Genomic DNA, 15141 nt, shown 5'->3' on the forward strand with positions numbered 1-15141 from the left:
ACTGCGCAGGAGTCATCGCATGACCGAATTCGAACAGATCGACGCCCAACGGGCCAAGGCCCTGATCGACCAAGGTGCCGCCCTGGCCGATATCCGAGATCCTGAGAGTTTTTCCCGCGCCCACATACCCGGCGCGGTCCATCTGGGCAACAGCAACCTGCAGCAGTTTGTCGAAGAGTCCGATCTGGATCTGCCGCTGGTGGTCTACTGCTACCACGGCCTGAGCAGCCAGTCGGCGGCCCAGTTTCTGATCAGTCGCGGCTTCGAAGAGGTTTATAGCCTGGCCGGTGGTTTCGAAGGCTGGCAACAGCAATTTCCGCAACACTGCCAACCGGCATCGGATCCGAGCTGATGCAGACCTACCTGGTCGGCGGCGCCGTACGTGACCGCCTGCTCGGCATCGAGGTCTACGACCGTGACTGGGTCGTGGTCGGCGCTAGCGCCGAACAGATGTTGGCAGACGGCTTTGTGCCGGTGGGCAAGGACTTTCCGGTCTTTCTGCACCCCCAGACCCACGAAGAGTACGCCCTGGCCAGGACCGAGCGCAAAACCGGCCATGGCTATGGTGGCTTCCAGTTTCACGCCGCCCCCGATGTCACCCTGGAGCAGGACCTGCTACGCCGCGACCTGACCATCAACGCGATGGCCGAGGATCAGCAGGGTCGGTTGATCGACCCCTACGGCGGCCAGCAGGATTTGGCCCAGCGATGCCTGCGCCATGTCTCTGCGGCCTTTGCCGAAGATCCGCTGCGGGTACTTCGCACGGCCCGGTTTCAAGCCCGTTTTCATCGGCTCGGTTTCCATATCGCCACCGAGACCCTGAAGCTGATGGCCCAGCTCAGCACCCAGGAGGAGCTTCAAGCCCTGTCCAGCGAGCGGGTCTGGAAGGAGACCGAACGCGCCCTCGGTGAAATCTCGCCGCAACAGTTCTTTATCAGCCTGCAGCAATGCGGCGCGCTACGCCAGTTGATGCCGGAGCTGGACCTCAACCAATCGTTGAGCCGACTGCTACAGCAAGCCGCCGCCAAAGAACTCGACGACGAAGTTCGCTGGGCGTTGCTATGCCACCAGATTGCCGAAGAGAATGCACTCGCACAACTGCAACAGCGCCTCAAAACCCCTAAGCGTTTTCAACAGGGCGCGCAGCTGCTACAGCGCTTTCACGCGCTGTTGCAGCAACCGCTGACGGCCGACAGGATGATGGCTCTGTACCAAGGTCTGGATCTATCCCGCCGCCCGGAGCGCTTGTTGCCTTTTACCCAGGCCTGTGAACTGATCTTTGAGGCACAGCCCGAATCACTGGAGCGTTGCCGCCAGCTTCCTGGGTTCGTTGACGGCATCAACCGGATCCAGCCACGGCAGTTGGTTCAACAGGGATTCAAGGGCGCTGCACTCGGTGAGGAGCTGCAACGCCGACGCCAAGAATGGCTGCAGCAGCGACTGGCTGACCCGACTGATAACCAGGAGTAAAAGCCCAATGGATAACTCCACTCCGATCAAACCTGGTTTTGACAGCCCCGTCGCGCTGGTAACCGGTGCGGCCAGGCGGGTCGGCGCCTGCTTGGCCCGTCGACTGCACGGCGCCGGCTATCGGGTGGCGGTTCACTACAATCGTTCTCAAGCTGAAGCCGAGCTGCTGGTGGCCGAGCTCAATCGTATCGAGCCGGCCAGCGCTTGCTGTCTGAGCGCCGACCTGAACAATGCAGAGCAAGTACGCCAACTGGCCAACCGGGCACGGGATTACTGGCAACGGCTCGACCTGCTGGTCAACAACGCCTCAACCTTCTACCCCACCCCGCTGGCGCAGGCTGACCAAGCCCAATGGGACGACCTGATCGGATCCAACCTGCAGGCTCCGCTGTGGCTATCGCAGGCCTTGGCCGACGAGCTGCAACAGCGTCAGGGGGCGATCGTAAATATCGTTGATGTCCATGCTCAGCGGCCGCTGAAGGGGTTTCCGGTCTATTCGGTCGCCAAGGCCGGGCTGACAATGCTGACCCAGTCACTGGCCAAGGAGCTGGCACCCAAGGTACGCGTCAACGGCGTTGCCCCCGGACCGATACTGCCGCCGGAAGGCGCCGCCAAACGGGATAAGGAAGCGGAACAGAAAGCGCTCGACAGCACCCTGCTGGGTCGTTACGGCTGCCCCGATGACATTGCCGACGCGGTGCTGTTTCTGGCCGGGCAGAACTTTATCACCGGCCAGATCCTGGCGGTCGACGGCGGCAAGTCGGTCTGCTGATTCCGACCCGACTGAAGCCGCTATTTTAGTAAACCAGCCTCAGTTACGCTGAAGCTGCTGGCCTTGCCATTCAAACGGCACCGTCCAGAGTCGCTGGCGTTTTTTCGCATCCTTCTGTTGGTGGCTGTCGTAGTCCTGCCAAATATCGCCGTAGCTGCGCTGGGATACTGGATGTAAGTGCTCAGGGGCAATCTCAGCCAACGGCTGCAGTACAAAGGCATTGGTTAGGATTTCGTCCCGCGGCAGCTCGCCGCCACTGCCATCTTCCAGCCGAAATTCACCGACAAAGTCGTCGTAGGTCAGGATATCGATATCCAGCGTCCGGGCGCTGAACTTGATTGCATTGCGACAGCGGTCGTTGTCATGTTCGATCTGGCGCAACCGGCTGAACAGCTGCGGCAGCTCCAGCTCGGTCTCGATACCCACCACCAGGTTGTAAAATGGATCGCCGTCAAACCCCACCGCTTCGCTTTCGTACACGCTGGAGATCAATAGCTCTCCAAAATGCTGCTGCAGGGCATCCAGGCAAGCACTGATGTAACGCTGGCGCTCGATATTGCTACCGATGCTTAAAAACGCCTGGCTCATGCCGGCTTTTCTCCACGCTCGATGATCACTCCGACATCCTTGGCACCACGGACCGCACCCGGCTTGCCCAGTCGCAGCCGGATCCACGGAGTGGGAAATTCGCTCAACACGATCTCAGCGATCTCTTCGGCCATGGTTTCGACCAGCAGGAATTCACTCTGCTCGATAAAGGCGATCAAGCGCTTACTGACGGTCTTATAGCTGATGGTGTTGTCGATATCTTCGGTATTGGCGGCTCGACGGATATCGGTTGCCATCTCCAGATCGAGACTGACCCGCTGACGGATCTTACGCTCCCAATCGTAGATGCCGATGACCGTTTCCACTTCCAGTTCCTTGATATAAACAATGTCCATTAAGATCTCCTCGGGCAGACTGAATGATCGGGACCGACTTTGGCCGCTTTTACATCATCGAACAGTTCTGCTACTAATGCATTATCAGCCTGCATGCTGCACAGCAGCAATTGTTGGCCCATTAATCAGACTTGGCACAGCTCCATGGCGTTTGAGCTCAATCTAACCATCGCCCTGCTTGTTATCGGCGCCTACCTACTGGGATCTATCTCCAGCGCGGTGCTGATTTGCCGTGCCCTGGGTTACGAAGATCCGCGAACCCTGGGTTCGGGCAATCCCGGCGCCACCAATGTCTGGCGAACCAGTTCCAAAAATGCCGCCGTTATCACCTTTATTACCGACCTGCTCAAGGGCGCCCTGCCCGTCTGGTTGGCCCTGAAACTCGGGCTCAGCTCTCTGGAAGCGGCCCTGTGCGGTTTAGCAGCCATGGTCGGGCATATGCTGCCCATCTTCTTTCGGTTCCGCGGCGGCAAGGGCGTTGCGACCTATCTGGGGGCCTGCCTCAGTATCGATCCACTGCTCGCACTCAGTCAGATCAGCCTGTGGCTGGTTACCATGCTGGCTTTCCGGCGCGCATCGGTCGCTTCGATAACCTGTGCGCTGGCCACCCCTGTAATCTGCTACTGGCAACTCTCCGAGCTGCTACCGGTACTCGGCCTGATGTCCCTGCTGCTGATCATCAGCCACCGCAACAACATCCGTCGACTGGTCGCCGGCAACGAGCAACGGCTCTGAGCTCTACCGATCCGTTCAACCTCAGACCGGAGCCAGCTCGACCATCGGCCAGCGAGGCCGGGCTTCAATCTTGTTACCGCTGCGCTGCCCTGCCAGCAAACGCTGACAACCGGCATAGGCGATCATGGCTCCGTTGTCGGTACAAAACTGCGGCCGGGCATAGAACAGCTCGGCGCCGCGCTTTATTGCCATCGCCCCCAGGCGCTCACGCAACATCGAATTGGCGCTGACCCCACCGGCGATCACCAAGGTCTTCAACCCGGTTTGCTCCAGCGCCCGGCGACACTTGATCGTCAGGGTATCGATCACCGCTTCCTGGAACGCCAGGGCGATATCATCGATATCCTGCTCGGCCAGCGCACCCGATTCATCACGCAGCTTGTCCGATGTGTTCAACGTAAACGTTTTCAAACCGCTGAAGCTTAGATCCAGCCCGGGCCGATCGGTCATCGGTCGCGGGAACCGGAACCGTCCCGGAGTCCCTTTCTCGGCGCGCTTGGCGATCAACGGTCCGCCCGGATAATCCAATCCCAGCATTTTGGCTGCTTTGTCGAACGCTTCCCCGGCCGCATCGTCGAGGGACTCGCCCAACAGCTGATACTGACCCAGCCCTTTCACTTCAAACAGCTGGGTATGACCACCGGAAACCAGCAGCGCTAGGAAAGGAAACTCAGGCGGTTCGGCTTCCAACATCGGCGCTAGCAGATGGCCTTCCATATGATGCACGCCCAATACCGGCTTTTCCCAAGCCATCGCCAACGAGGTCGCCAGCGAGGCGCCGGTCATCAACGCACCGATCAGACCGGGACCGGCCGTGTAAGCGATCGCATCAATCCCCTCAACATCACAGTCGGCCTCGCTCAGCACCTGACGAATCAACGGGATCAGCTTCAGAATATGGTCTCGAGACGCCAGCTCGGGCACCACGCCGCCGTATTCGGCATGCATCGCCACCTGACTGTAGAGCGCATCGGCCAACAAGCCCTGCTCACTGTCATACAGGGCAACACCGGTTTCATCGCAGGAGGTCTCTATTCCCAATACACGCATCTGAAGTTCTCTAGCAGGTCGGCAGTTTCGGCGCATGATACCAGTCCAACGGGACGATGCCATCAAAATCCCCCGCCAGGGTTTACAATACCTTTGAGGAAGAATTAGAATGTGCGCCCCTGAAATTTTCGGGGGCAGTTTCTGTGGCTGCAAGCTCTGTTTTATCGGCCCTGAAACCACATTTTTCGATCAACGAAATTAACGTTAACCAAAGGTAAGACAATGCCAAGTGTAAAAGTCCGTGATACCGAGCCGTTTGATATCGCTCTGCGTCGTTTTAAGCGTTCTTGCGAGAAGGCAGGTATTCTGGCTGAAGTACGTCGCCGCGAGCACTACGAGAAGCCGACTTCTGTACGTAAGCGCAAGGCTGCTGCCGCTGTTAAGCGTCACGCCAAGAAGGTTGCCCGCGAGAACAACCGTCGCGTTCGCCTGTACTAATCCCGGCCTAGCCGATTAGTACCGCACGTACCTGAACCACGGAATAACATCGACAACTAGATATAGATAGTAGCCATGACCGACTGCGCCCTGAAATCCGAGCTAAAGAATGCTCAGAAAGACGCCATGCGAGCCAAAGATAAGGATCGCCTGAAGACGTTGCGCGGCATTTTGTCGGCCATCAAAGATGTCGAAGTTAACGAGCGCATTGAACTGGATGACGCTCGAGTTATCGCTGTCCTGGACAAGATGCAGAAACAGCGCAACGACTCGATCGCCCAGTTCGACGCCGCCGGCCGTGATGATCTATCTGAGGTAGAGAAGAAAGAACTGGAGGTGATTAAACAGTTTCTTCCTGCCCAGCTAACCGACCAAGAGATTGACCAGCTGATTGATCAAGCAATCAGCGAAACCGGCGCCAGTTCAATGCGCGAAATGGGCCAGGTCATGGGCCGCTTGAAGCCTCAGCTTCAAGGCCGCGCCGACATGGCCGTCGTCAGCAAGCAGATCAAAGCCAAACTGAGCTGATCCTGCCGCGACTGTCGTTAGCAACTGCCTCATCGCCGCAGAGCTGATAATCTGGGCCGACTACCGGTCCCCGACAGACCCAACCTTATCGGGTTACGGCTGACCGGACGTTTTTCCTGACACCCGAGAACCCCATGGCCGGACGGATACCGCAAGATTTTATCGACGACCTGCTGCATCGAACCGATATCGTCGATGTGGTCGAGGAGCGGATAAAACTCAAGCGCACCGGCAAAAACTACTCCGGACTATGCCCGTTCCATCAGGAAAAAACCCCCTCCTTCAGCGTCAACCCGGATAAACAGTTCTATTACTGCTTCGGCTGTGGTGCCGGCGGCAACGCGCTGGGCTTCGTAATGGAATACGACCGCCTCGAGTTTCGCGAAGCGGTAGAAACCCTGGCCAAGCGTCACGGCCTAGAGATACCGGCCCAGAGCAACGGACCGCAACACCGCGCCGATAAAGAGCGCCAACAAAGCTACGCCCTGCTCCAACAAGCCAGCGATTACTACCAGCAGCAACTGCGCGAACACCCTGAGCGCGACAAGGCGGTCGATTACCTCAAACAACGCGGCCTGAGCGGCAGCATCGCCAAACGCTTCGGCATCGGTTACGCCCCGCCCGGCTGGGATAACCTGCTCAAACATATCGGTACCGAGCAGCAGAACAAGCTCGACGACGCCGGCATGCTGATTATGAAACCGGAGCAGAAGCGCACCTACGACCGCTTCCGCGACCGGATTATGTTTCCGATCATCGATATGCGCGGCCGCACCATCGCCTTTGGTGGTCGGGTACTGACCGACGAGAAACCCAAATACCTGAACTCCCCGGAAACCCACACTTTCAAGAAGCACGAGGAGCTCTACGGCCTTTATCAGGCACGCCAAGCCAACCGTGAGCTCCACCGCGTACTGATCGTCGAGGGTTATATGGATGTGGTGGCACTGGCCCAGTTCGGCATCACCAACGCCGTTGCCACCCTCGGCACCGCCACCAGCGCCAATCATCTGCAGCGCCTGTTCAAGCTGATGCCGGAGGTGGTGTTCTGTTTTGACGGCGACAACGCCGGCCGCCAAGCCGCCCAGCGCGCCTTGGAGACCGCCCTGCCGCTGATGGAGGATGGCCGTCAGGCCAAATTCCTGTTCCTGCCCGACGGCGAAGATCCGGACAGCATGGTCCGCAGCGAAGGCACCGAGGCATTCAACCGCCGGGTCGATCAGGCCCTGCCGTTGTCAGAGTTCCTGTTCGACAGCCTATCGGACTCTCTGGACCTGGAAAGCGGCGAAGGCCGCGCCCGACTCAGCGCCCTGGCGGTACCGATGATCGACAAGATCCCTGGCCAGGTTTTCCAGCAACTGATGCGCCAGCAGCTGTCAGAGATCAGCGGTCTGGAGCGCCAGTTTTTCACCCCCAAGGCCGAACCGAGCCCGCCGAGCGCCGCCCCGCAAAATAGCGCCCCAAGTCATCGAGCCCCGGATTACAGCGATTACGATCCCGGCTACGGTGACTACGATGCCGGCCCCGCTGAGCCTCCATCATCCTTCAAGGCTCGCACCAACCGACACCGCCCGGCCGCAGCGCTGGCGACCACCTCAAACGGTGCCCGGGCACTGCAGTTGCTACTACACAACCCGAAACTGGCCCTGAAAGTCGACCTGGAAACCAGCGACGCCCTGGGCTCGTTGCAGCACACCGAACAGGGGCTCCTCAAAGCGCTGATCGAACAGCTTCGCAACGACCCCAATATTCCCACCGCCATCCTGCTGCTGCAGTGGCGCGACAGCGACTACGGGCCGCAACTGAAACAACTGGCCAGCAAAGAGCTGCTGATATCGTCCGGCGAACAACGCGAGCAGGAGTTTCTCGGTTGCCTGGAGCAGCTTCTGCGGCAAACCCGCGAAGCCGAACTAGACTACTTGAAAGAGAAACAACAGAACCAACAACTGAGCAGTAAGGACAAAAAACGCCTGACCGAGCTACTCTTGGCCGGGCAACGCCGAAATCACCGCTGACCCACCCACAAACAGCGCCAGACACCACCGCCTTGGTGGCATTTGCGCCGCAACATCGATATAATATGCGGCTATTTTTTGAACCCTCCAACCGAGAATAGGCATCCATGGCAGACACGTCTCAGCAGCAGTCTCGACTTAAAGAGTTGATTGCACGGGGTAAAGAGCAGGGCTATCTGACCTTTGCGGAGGTCAACGACCACCTGCCCGAGGATATCTCTGATCCGGATCAGGTCGAAGAGATCATCCGGATGATCAACGACATGGGCATCTCCGTTTCCGAAGTTGCCCCGGACGCTGACGATATTCTGGTCGCCGAAGGCGATTCCGCCGACGATAGCGCGGCGGAAGAAGCTGCCGCGGCGCTGGCAGCGGTCGAAAACGAAGCCGGTCGCACTACTGACCCGGTACGTATGTACATGCGCGAAATGGGCACCGTAGAGCTGCTGACCCGTGAAGGCGAGATCATCCTGGCCAAGCGGATCGAAGAAGGCCTGCGCGGCGTGATGTCGGCCCTGGCTTCCTACCCGAGCGCTATTCCGACAGTACTGGCGTCTTACGAGGCCAGCCAGGAAGAGGAAGGCCGCATCACCGATGTACTGAACGGCTTCATCGACCCGGAAGACGAAAATACTGTACCCACCCCGGCCCCGGCGGCTCCTCAGGCTTCCGACAGCGATGACGACGAAGAGGAAGAAGGCCCGAAAGGTCCCGATCCCGAAGAGGTCAAGCGCCGCTTCGACGAGCTGACCGCGCAGTGGGAGAAGACTGAGAAGGCAATCGAGAAACACGGCCGCGAAAGCAAAGAGTTCGACAAAGAGGTCGCCAAGCTGGCTGAAATCTTTGCGCCGATCAAACTGGTACCGCGCCTGTATGATTCTCTGGTGGACTCGGTCCGCTCGGTGGTCGATCAGATTCGCTACGAAGAGCGCAATATCATGCGCATCTGCACCCGTCGCGGCAAGATGGACCGTAAGACCTTTATCAAGAGCTTCCCCGGCAACGAACTCAACAACGCCTGGGTTGAAGAGATCTGTGCCAAAGACGGCCCCTGCGGTCCGCGCCTGGTCACCAGCAAAGTTGAACTGCTGCGCTCCCAGCGTAAGCTGGCGCAACTGGAAGAGCGTGCTGGCCTGACCCTGACTCAGATCAAAGAGGTTAACCGTCGGATGTCCATCGGCGAAGCCGGTGCCCGTCGTGCCAAGAAAGAGATGGTTGAGGCCAACCTGCGTCTGGTTATCTCTATCGCCAAGAAGTACACCAACCGTGGTCTGCAGTTCCTGGACCTGATCCAGGAGGGCAACATCGGCCTGATGAAGGCGGTCGATAAGTTCGAATACCGTCGCGGTTACAAGTTCTCTACCTACGCCACCTGGTGGATCCGTCAGGCGATCACTCGCTCGATCGCCGACCAGGCCCGTACCATCCGGATTCCAGTGCATATGATCGAGACGATCAACAAGCTGAACCGGATCTCCCGTCAGATGCTACAGGAGATGGGTCGTGAAGCGACTCCGGAAGAACTGGCTGAACGGATGGAGATGCCCGAAGACAAGGTTCGCAAGGTACTGAAGATCGCCAAAGAGCCGATCTCGATGGAAACCCCGATCGGTGACGACGAGGATTCCAGCCTGGGCGACTTTATCGAAGACGTCACGGTCCACTCACCGGTCGACAGCGCCACCTCCGAAGGTCTGTGCGAAGCAACCCGTGATGTACTGTCCGGCCTGACCGGCCGCGAAGCCAAGGTACTGCGGATGCGTTTCGGTATCGACATGAATACCGACCACACCCTTGAAGAGGTCGGCAAGCAGTTCGACGTAACCCGTGAGCGGATTCGTCAGATCGAAGCCAAGGCCCTGCGTAAGCTGCGCCATCCGTCACGCTCCGATCATCTGCGCGGCTTCCTGGACGAGTAAGCCTCAGCAACAGATAGATCGCACCATTAAAAAACCGGGCACTGTCCTTATCGACAAGCCCGGTTTTTTTGTGCCCGATCCTTAGCGAACAACGCCTAGCCGGAGTCAGTATCGATCTGCTGAACCAACGCCTCGGCCCCCTGATCAAGAATGTTGATCGGCGCAAGTACCCCCATCTCCACCAGTTCTTCGCAATGGTCCCGATCCGAGCCACAGACCGCAATCGGCACGGTCGGCGCCAAAGAGCGGACCGACTGCGCCACCAGCGAAATCCGAGTTTGGTTGCTCATCGCAATCACCACCGCCCGCGCCTGGGTCAGGTGCATCTGCTCCAGCAACTGGCGCCGTCCTGCATTGCCGTAGTAGACCGGCTCACCACGCTTGCGGGCCTGGCGGAAGTTCGCCGCATCGAACTCCACCGCCTTGTACGGAATCTCCCGCGCCTGCAACAGCGCACCGACGCGACCACCCAGCTTGCCGTAGCCGAGCACCACCACATGGTCCTGCACCGTTTCATCAACCGCCTCATCCGGCTCTTCGTTGGCAATAGCGGCAGGCACCAGCTTTTCGGTGATACGGTCCAGATAACGGAACACGAACGGGGTCAGCATCATGGTCATCACGATCGCCATGATCAACGTCTGCCCCAACTGCGGATCCATAAACAGATTATTGGCCTGAGCGGTCTCGAACACCACAAACGAGAATTCACCACTCTGGGCCAGCAGCAAGGCGGTTTTGACCGAGTTCTTGGTGTTGTTGAACACACGCATCAGCACCAGCAACACCAGGGCCTTCACCGCCAGCAGCACCACCATCACCCCGATAATCTGCGGCAACTTGCCCACCACGAACAGCGGATCCACCTGCATCCCGACGGTGATAAAGAACAGTCCCAGCAGTAGATCCCGGAACGGCGACAGGTCGGCCTCAACCTGATGCTTGTAATCACTCTCGGCGATCACCATCCCGGCCAAGAAAGCCCCCAGCGAATAGGAGAAGCCCAGTTCATGGGCCAGGTGCGCCGCCCCCACCACCATCAGCAGCAGGGTACCGACAAACAGCTCATTAGATCGGGTCCCAACCACCCGTTCCATCACGTAGGGCGTGACGAAGCGACCACCCAGGAACAGGATCAGAAACACCACCACCGCATCGATCACCGTGGTGGTCAGCACCTGAGTAATGTCCTGGTGATCGTTGGCCAGAATCGATACGAGCAGCAGGATTGGAATGACCGCGATGTCCTGGAACAGCAGCACCCCAACCGAATTGCGCCCGTACTGGCTGCCGGATTTGCGGTACTTGGTCAGCAGATTCAATACGATAGCGGTCGACGACAGCGACAACGACAGACTGACAATCAAATTCACCGTCCAGGGTAGCTCGAACAACCACTCCCCCAGCAGGAAGAACAATGTCGCCGTCACCCCCAGCTGCAACGGGCCGTAAACGAACACCTCCCGTTTCATCCGGCGCAGCTTCTTAGGCGAGAACTCCAGCCCGATGGTAAACATCAAAAACACGATGCCGAACTCGGCGATCAACCCCAGACTGCTGTTATGGCTGAGGTCGAAGGCATAGCCCACCAGCATACCGGTGAGGATATAGCCGATCACCGATTCGACCTGCCAGCGCTTGAGCAACACATTCAGCAGCAACGATAGAGCCGCAGTGATCACGATTAGAAATATTAAGTTGTCCATAACGCACACCAGGAACCGGTTGATACCCTCACTCTACAACAGAGCAACAAGCTATCCCCTTGATCTTCGACACTTAACCCGCCGATAAAAACACCGTTATTGGTTAGCGATTCCAAACGGAATATGCACTGACGGCGACACCCCGGCCGCCGCATCCAGATGGCCACGTTGGTCGTCAAAGAAGATATGCGGTGCCCAGACCTCCAACACCCTTCGCTTCTCCACCCCGCCCAAAAAGAAGGCGTCGTTGACCATCAGATCCCAGCTGCGCATGGTCTTGATCACCCGTGCATGGGCCGGGGCACTCCGGGCGGTGACGATCGCCAGCCGCAAGCGGGGACGGTAATTTTCATCCGACTCAGCCTGCTCCTGTTCCAGCTGCTGGATCTTGGCGATCTTGGCCAGAAAGTCTTTCAACGGACCGGGATTATGGGGAATGTCTGCTCGGGCCTTTTCGTGTTGTTGAAACTGCTCCAGATCCCCTTGCTGATAGACCTGCTCCGATTCGTCGTCGGCCAACACCCCATCGAAGTCAAACGCCAGCCTTAGCTCGTCATCCGCCGGATCATCGGCAGTGTGGGAATCCAGTACCAACCCCGCCGGCAACCCCAGCGACATCGCCTGCTGCACATCGGCTTCATTGGCGCTCAGGAACAGACTGATATTAAAGGCTGGAATGAATTCATGAGGCGAGCGCCCCTGCTGAAATACCGCCCGCTGAATACCCAATCCGTAATGCTCGATCGAGTTGAACACCCGCAGCCCGGTATCCGGATCATTATGGGAAAGCAGCACCACTTCCACCGGTGGGTTGGCCGGATCCAGGGTATTGAGTGCCAGCAAGCGCCGCACAAACGGAAACGCCACTCCAGGCTCCAACGGCTGATCCTGATGTTCACGCTGATAGACCCGGTAGGCCCGCTCCCCCTTCTCCCGAAACACCGCATCGGAATGCTGCAGATCGAACAGCGCACTGGACGCCAACCCCACCACCAGCCGGTTTTCTATATCATATGGCACTGCTGAAACGCTCCCTGGTCAACATACGCCGAGCCTACCATGGTTCCGGCAACAGAACCCCTAACCCAACGCCGAAAACCCCCGTCACCCCTTGGCTTGCCCCAACAGAGCCGCTACAATTCGTGCTCCTTTCTGGGGGCCTATAGCTCAGTTGGTTAGAGCAGGGGACTCATAATCCCTTGGTCACAGGTTCGAGTCCTGTTGGGCCCACCATCTTTCGTCACATCCAGATCAAACGACGTTGCGAACTGCTGATTACTTGGCGGGTTACACAGTCAGATCAGGCCGCAACGACATACTGCCCCAAGCTAGGCGGCAAGCATCTTCTCTACAGCATATAAAGGCTTGGCCAGTTTTACTTGATCACTGCAACTCATTACCTCACGGCAAGCACATGCCGTAATCACAGGACTACATTGTCAGGAAGCTTCGCACAACGCCGTTACCAGCGATGCACTATCCCTAGGCTACCGTTGACCCAACAACAGGTTTCCTACCGGCAAGCCGGTGAAACAATAGTAAAAACAGCTTACGCCCAAGGGCGTAACCTTAGCGGGCGAGCGGGCAGCCAGAAGCCGCGTACTACCGAGCCGCTACGTGAACGTAGATCAAAGATGGCCATTATTTAAAATGGTAGGGATAGACTCTCCCCATCATCTCCAACCACAAATACATGCAGCAGGACTCCGAGGAGAACCTAGTCATAGAAGTGACCTTCGGTCGTAGACCTTGGTGCTACGATTTCATTTTCATGAATTCGTTAAGGCCGAGAGCACCCACTAATTCACGGCGTTTGGATAGGGGACTCCAAAAGAGCCCCCTGGGACGTAGGCCGTAGGCTAGTTACCTGAGCAGAACGGCTGACTTACATCATGCCGCCCATGCCGCCCATGCCGCCCATGCCGCCCATGTCAGGCATTGCCGGAGCAGCTTCCTGCGGCAGTTCAGCAACCATCGCTTCGGTAGTGATCATCAGACCAGCAACAGAAGCCGCTGCTTGCAGCGCAGAGCGGGTAACTTTGGCCGGGTCCAGAATACCGAACTCGATCATGTCGCCGTATTCACCGTTCGCGGCGTTGTAACCGTAGTTACCTTCACCGTTCTTAACGTTATTCAGTACCACAGAGGCTTCGTCACCAGCATTGTTAACGATCTGACGCAGCGGTGCTTCCATCGCACGACAAGCCAGCTGGATACCAACGGTCTGGTCGTGGTTGTCACCTTCCAGAGATTCGATGGTCTGCAGCGCGCGAACCAGCGCAACACCACCACCGGCAACCACACCCTCTTCAACCGCAGCGCGGGTGGAGTGCAGCGCGTCTTCAACGCGAGCCTTCTTCTCTTTCATTTCAACTTCAGTCGCTGCACCAACCTTGATCACGGCAACACCGCCGGCCAGCTTGGCAACACGCTCCTGCAGCTTCTCACGATCGTAATCGGAAGAAGTTTCAGCGATCTGAGCGCGGATCTGAGCAACACGACCTTCGATGTTGGCGTGCTCACCAACACCGTCAACGATAGTGGTGTTTTCTTTGGTGATCTGGACTTTCTTCGCCTGACCCAGGTGCTCCAGGGTAGTACCTTCCAGGTTCAGACCAACTTCTTCGGAGATCACAGTGCCGCCGGTCAGGATAGCGATATCTTCCAGCATCGCCTTACGACGATCACCGAAGCCCGGCGCTTTAACCGCAGCAACCTTAACGATGCCGCGCATGTTGTTAACAACCAGAGTCGCCAGCGCTTCGCCTTCAACATCTTCAGCGATGATCAGCAGCGGACGAGAAGCCTTGGCGACGTTTTCCAGTACCGGAAGCAGGTCACGGATGTTGGAAACTTTCTTGTCCACCAGCAGGATGAACGGGCTTTCCAGCTCAACCGCCATGCTCTCTTGGTTGTTGATGAAGTAAGGAGATAGGTAACCGCGGTCGAACTGCATACCTTCAACAACGTCCAGCTCGTTTTCCAGGCCGGAACCTTCTTCAACGGTGATGACGCCTTCTTTACCAACCTTACCCATCGCTTCGGCGATGATGTCACCCACAGCGGTGTCGCTGTTGGCAGAGATGGTGCCTACCTGAGCGATCGCCTTGGCGTCGGCACAAGGAGCGGCCATTTCCTGAATCTGGGCTACAACAGCGGCAGCCGCTTTGTCGATGCCGCGCTTCAGGTCCATCGGATTCATACCGGCAGCAACGGACTTCAGACCTTCGGTTACGATCGCCTGAGCCAGTACAGTTGCAGTGGTAGTACCGTCACCGGCAACGTCGTTGGCTTGGGAAGCAACTTCCTTAACCATCTGCGCGCCCATGTTCTCGAACTTGTCTTCCAGCTCGATCTCTTTGGCAACGGAAACGCCGTCTTTGGTCACGGTCGGTGCGCCAAAGGCCTTGTCCAGAACAACGTTACGACCTTTCGGGCCCAGGGTGGTTTTTACAGCGTTTGCCAGTACGTTGACGCCGTCCAGCATTTTTACGCGGGCGTCGTTACCGAATTTTACGTCTTTAGCAGCCATGTTAAGCGGTTCCTAAAATCTATGAATTCTGA

14 protein-coding genes and 1 tRNA gene are annotated in these 15141 nt (G+C 57.8%); 9 read left to right on the forward strand and 6 right to left on the reverse strand.

Annotation, left to right across the window (positions count from 1 at the left end; all coding sequences use genetic code 11):
- The first annotated feature begins 19 nt into the window (after positions 1-19).
- Genes glpE through DV711_RS13465 form a run of 3 tightly spaced genes read left to right on the forward strand, consistent with a single transcriptional unit; the run spans position 20 to position 2242 of the window.
- Positions 20-352, forward strand: coding sequence for a thiosulfate sulfurtransferase GlpE (glpE, locus tag DV711_RS13455; RefSeq protein WP_114696216.1), 333 nt, complete (start codon positions 20-22; stop codon positions 350-352).
- Positions 352-1470, forward strand: a complete 1119-nt coding sequence (locus tag DV711_RS13460; protein WP_114696217.1) for a tRNA nucleotidyltransferase/poly(A) polymerase-related protein — start codon at positions 352-354, stop codon at positions 1468-1470. Before glpE ends, DV711_RS13460 begins: the two co-directional genes overlap by 1 nt.
- A 7-nt stretch (positions 1471-1477) precedes the next feature.
- The gene (locus DV711_RS13465) at positions 1478-2242 is read left to right on the forward strand and encodes a pteridine reductase (protein ID WP_114696218.1); all 765 of its coding nucleotides are present in this window, start codon (positions 1478-1480) and stop codon (positions 2240-2242) included.
- Positions 2243-2281: 39 nt separating this feature from the next.
- On the opposite strand, the gene folK is transcribed toward DV711_RS13465, so the two are convergent.
- Positions 2282-2830 carry a 2-amino-4-hydroxy-6-hydroxymethyldihydropteridine diphosphokinase gene (gene folK, locus DV711_RS13470; RefSeq protein ID WP_114696219.1) on the reverse strand — a complete coding sequence of 183 codons (549 nt, stop codon included), beginning with the start codon at positions 2828-2830 and terminating at the stop codon, positions 2282-2284.
- Positions 2827-3186: a dihydroneopterin aldolase gene (gene folB / locus DV711_RS13475; protein ID WP_114696220.1), complete on the reverse strand. Its 360-nt coding sequence runs from the start codon at positions 3184-3186 to the stop codon at positions 2827-2829. Before folB ends, folK begins: the two co-directional genes overlap by 4 nt.
- Before the next feature lie 144 nt (positions 3187-3330).
- Between folB and plsY the strand changes: the two genes are divergently transcribed.
- Positions 3331-3921, forward strand: coding sequence for a glycerol-3-phosphate 1-O-acyltransferase PlsY (gene plsY / locus DV711_RS13480; protein WP_114696328.1), 591 nt, complete (start codon positions 3331-3333; stop codon positions 3919-3921).
- A 21-nt stretch (positions 3922-3942) separates the two neighbouring features.
- Here the strand turns inward: plsY and tsaD are convergent, their stop codons facing one another.
- Positions 3943-4971 carry a tRNA (adenosine(37)-N6)-threonylcarbamoyltransferase complex transferase subunit TsaD gene (tsaD, locus tag DV711_RS13485; protein ID WP_114696221.1) on the reverse strand — a complete coding sequence of 343 codons (1029 nt, stop codon included), beginning with the start codon at positions 4969-4971 and terminating at the stop codon, positions 3943-3945.
- A 222-nt stretch (positions 4972-5193) separates the two neighbouring features.
- Between tsaD and rpsU the strand changes: the two genes are divergently transcribed.
- The 4 genes from rpsU to rpoD all read left to right on the forward strand — a co-directional run bounded on the left by rpsU (position 5194) and on the right by rpoD (position 9871).
- The gene (rpsU, locus tag DV711_RS13490; protein WP_114696222.1) at positions 5194-5409 is read left to right on the forward strand and encodes a 30S ribosomal protein S21; all 216 of its coding nucleotides are present in this window, start codon (positions 5194-5196) and stop codon (positions 5407-5409) included.
- 75 nt (positions 5410-5484) lie between these two features.
- Entirely contained in the window at positions 5485-5937 is a 453-nt protein-coding gene (locus DV711_RS13495; RefSeq protein WP_114696223.1) for a GatB/YqeY domain-containing protein, read from the forward strand.
- Between the two features lie 134 nt (positions 5938-6071).
- Positions 6072-7952: a DNA primase gene (gene dnaG, locus DV711_RS13500; RefSeq protein WP_114696224.1), complete on the forward strand. Its 1881-nt coding sequence runs from the start codon at positions 6072-6074 to the stop codon at positions 7950-7952.
- A gap of 107 nt (positions 7953-8059) precedes the next feature.
- Positions 8060-9871 carry an RNA polymerase sigma factor RpoD gene (gene rpoD, locus DV711_RS13505; RefSeq protein ID WP_114696225.1) on the forward strand — a complete coding sequence of 604 codons (1812 nt, stop codon included), beginning with the start codon at positions 8060-8062 and terminating at the stop codon, positions 9869-9871.
- Positions 9872-9966: 95 nt separating this feature from the next.
- On the opposite strand, the gene DV711_RS13510 is transcribed toward rpoD, so the two are convergent.
- Together DV711_RS13510 and DV711_RS13515 are read right to left on the reverse strand one after the other, a co-directional pair.
- A complete protein-coding gene (locus DV711_RS13510) occupies positions 9967-11577 on the reverse strand; it encodes a cation:proton antiporter (RefSeq protein WP_114696226.1) in 1611 nt (536 codons plus the stop codon).
- A gap of 96 nt (positions 11578-11673) precedes the next feature.
- A complete protein-coding gene (locus DV711_RS13515; protein ID WP_114696227.1) occupies positions 11674-12597 on the reverse strand; it encodes a 5'-nucleotidase in 924 nt (307 codons plus the stop codon).
- 136 nt (positions 12598-12733) lie between these two features.
- Here DV711_RS13515 and DV711_RS13520 point away from each other — a divergent pair.
- A tRNA-Ile gene (locus DV711_RS13520) sits at positions 12734-12810 on the forward strand.
- 652 nt (positions 12811-13462) lie between these two features.
- Here DV711_RS13520 and groL read toward each other — a convergent pair.
- Positions 13463-15109 carry a chaperonin GroEL gene (gene groL / locus DV711_RS13525; RefSeq protein ID WP_114696228.1) on the reverse strand — a complete coding sequence of 549 codons (1647 nt, stop codon included), beginning with the start codon at positions 15107-15109 and terminating at the stop codon, positions 13463-13465.
- Positions 15110-15141 lie beyond the last annotated feature (32 nt).

Source organism: Motiliproteus coralliicola (assembly GCF_003345655.1).
Classification (GTDB): domain Bacteria; phylum Pseudomonadota; class Gammaproteobacteria; order Pseudomonadales; family Balneatricaceae; genus Motiliproteus; species Motiliproteus coralliicola.

Coding starts and splice junctions, on each gene's coding strand:
- glpE (WP_114696216.1), top strand. CDS start 20: ATGACCGAATTCGAACAGATCGACGCCCAACGGGCCAAGGCCCTGATC.
- DV711_RS13460 (WP_114696217.1), top strand. CDS start 352: ATGCAGACCTACCTGGTCGGCGGCGCCGTACGTGACCGCCTGCTCGGC.
- DV711_RS13465 (WP_114696218.1), top strand. CDS start 1,478: ATGGATAACTCCACTCCGATCAAACCTGGTTTTGACAGCCCCGTCGCG.
- folK (WP_114696219.1), bottom strand. CDS start 2,830: ATGAGCCAGGCGTTTTTAAGCATCGGTAGCAATATCGAGCGCCAGCGT.
- folB (WP_114696220.1), bottom strand. CDS start 3,186: ATGGACATTGTTTATATCAAGGAACTGGAAGTGGAAACGGTCATCGGC.
- plsY (WP_114696328.1), top strand. CDS start 3,331: ATGGCGTTTGAGCTCAATCTAACCATCGCCCTGCTTGTTATCGGCGCC.
- tsaD (WP_114696221.1), bottom strand. CDS start 4,971: ATGCGTGTATTGGGAATAGAGACCTCCTGCGATGAAACCGGTGTTGCC.
- rpsU (WP_114696222.1), top strand. CDS start 5,194: ATGCCAAGTGTAAAAGTCCGTGATACCGAGCCGTTTGATATCGCTCTG.
- DV711_RS13495 (WP_114696223.1), top strand. CDS start 5,485: ATGACCGACTGCGCCCTGAAATCCGAGCTAAAGAATGCTCAGAAAGAC.
- dnaG (WP_114696224.1), top strand. CDS start 6,072: ATGGCCGGACGGATACCGCAAGATTTTATCGACGACCTGCTGCATCGA.
- rpoD (WP_114696225.1), top strand. CDS start 8,060: ATGGCAGACACGTCTCAGCAGCAGTCTCGACTTAAAGAGTTGATTGCA.
- DV711_RS13510 (WP_114696226.1), bottom strand. CDS start 11,577: ATGGACAACTTAATATTTCTAATCGTGATCACTGCGGCTCTATCGTTG.
- groL (WP_114696228.1), bottom strand. CDS start 15,109: ATGGCTGCTAAAGACGTAAAATTCGGTAACGACGCCCGCGTAAAAATG.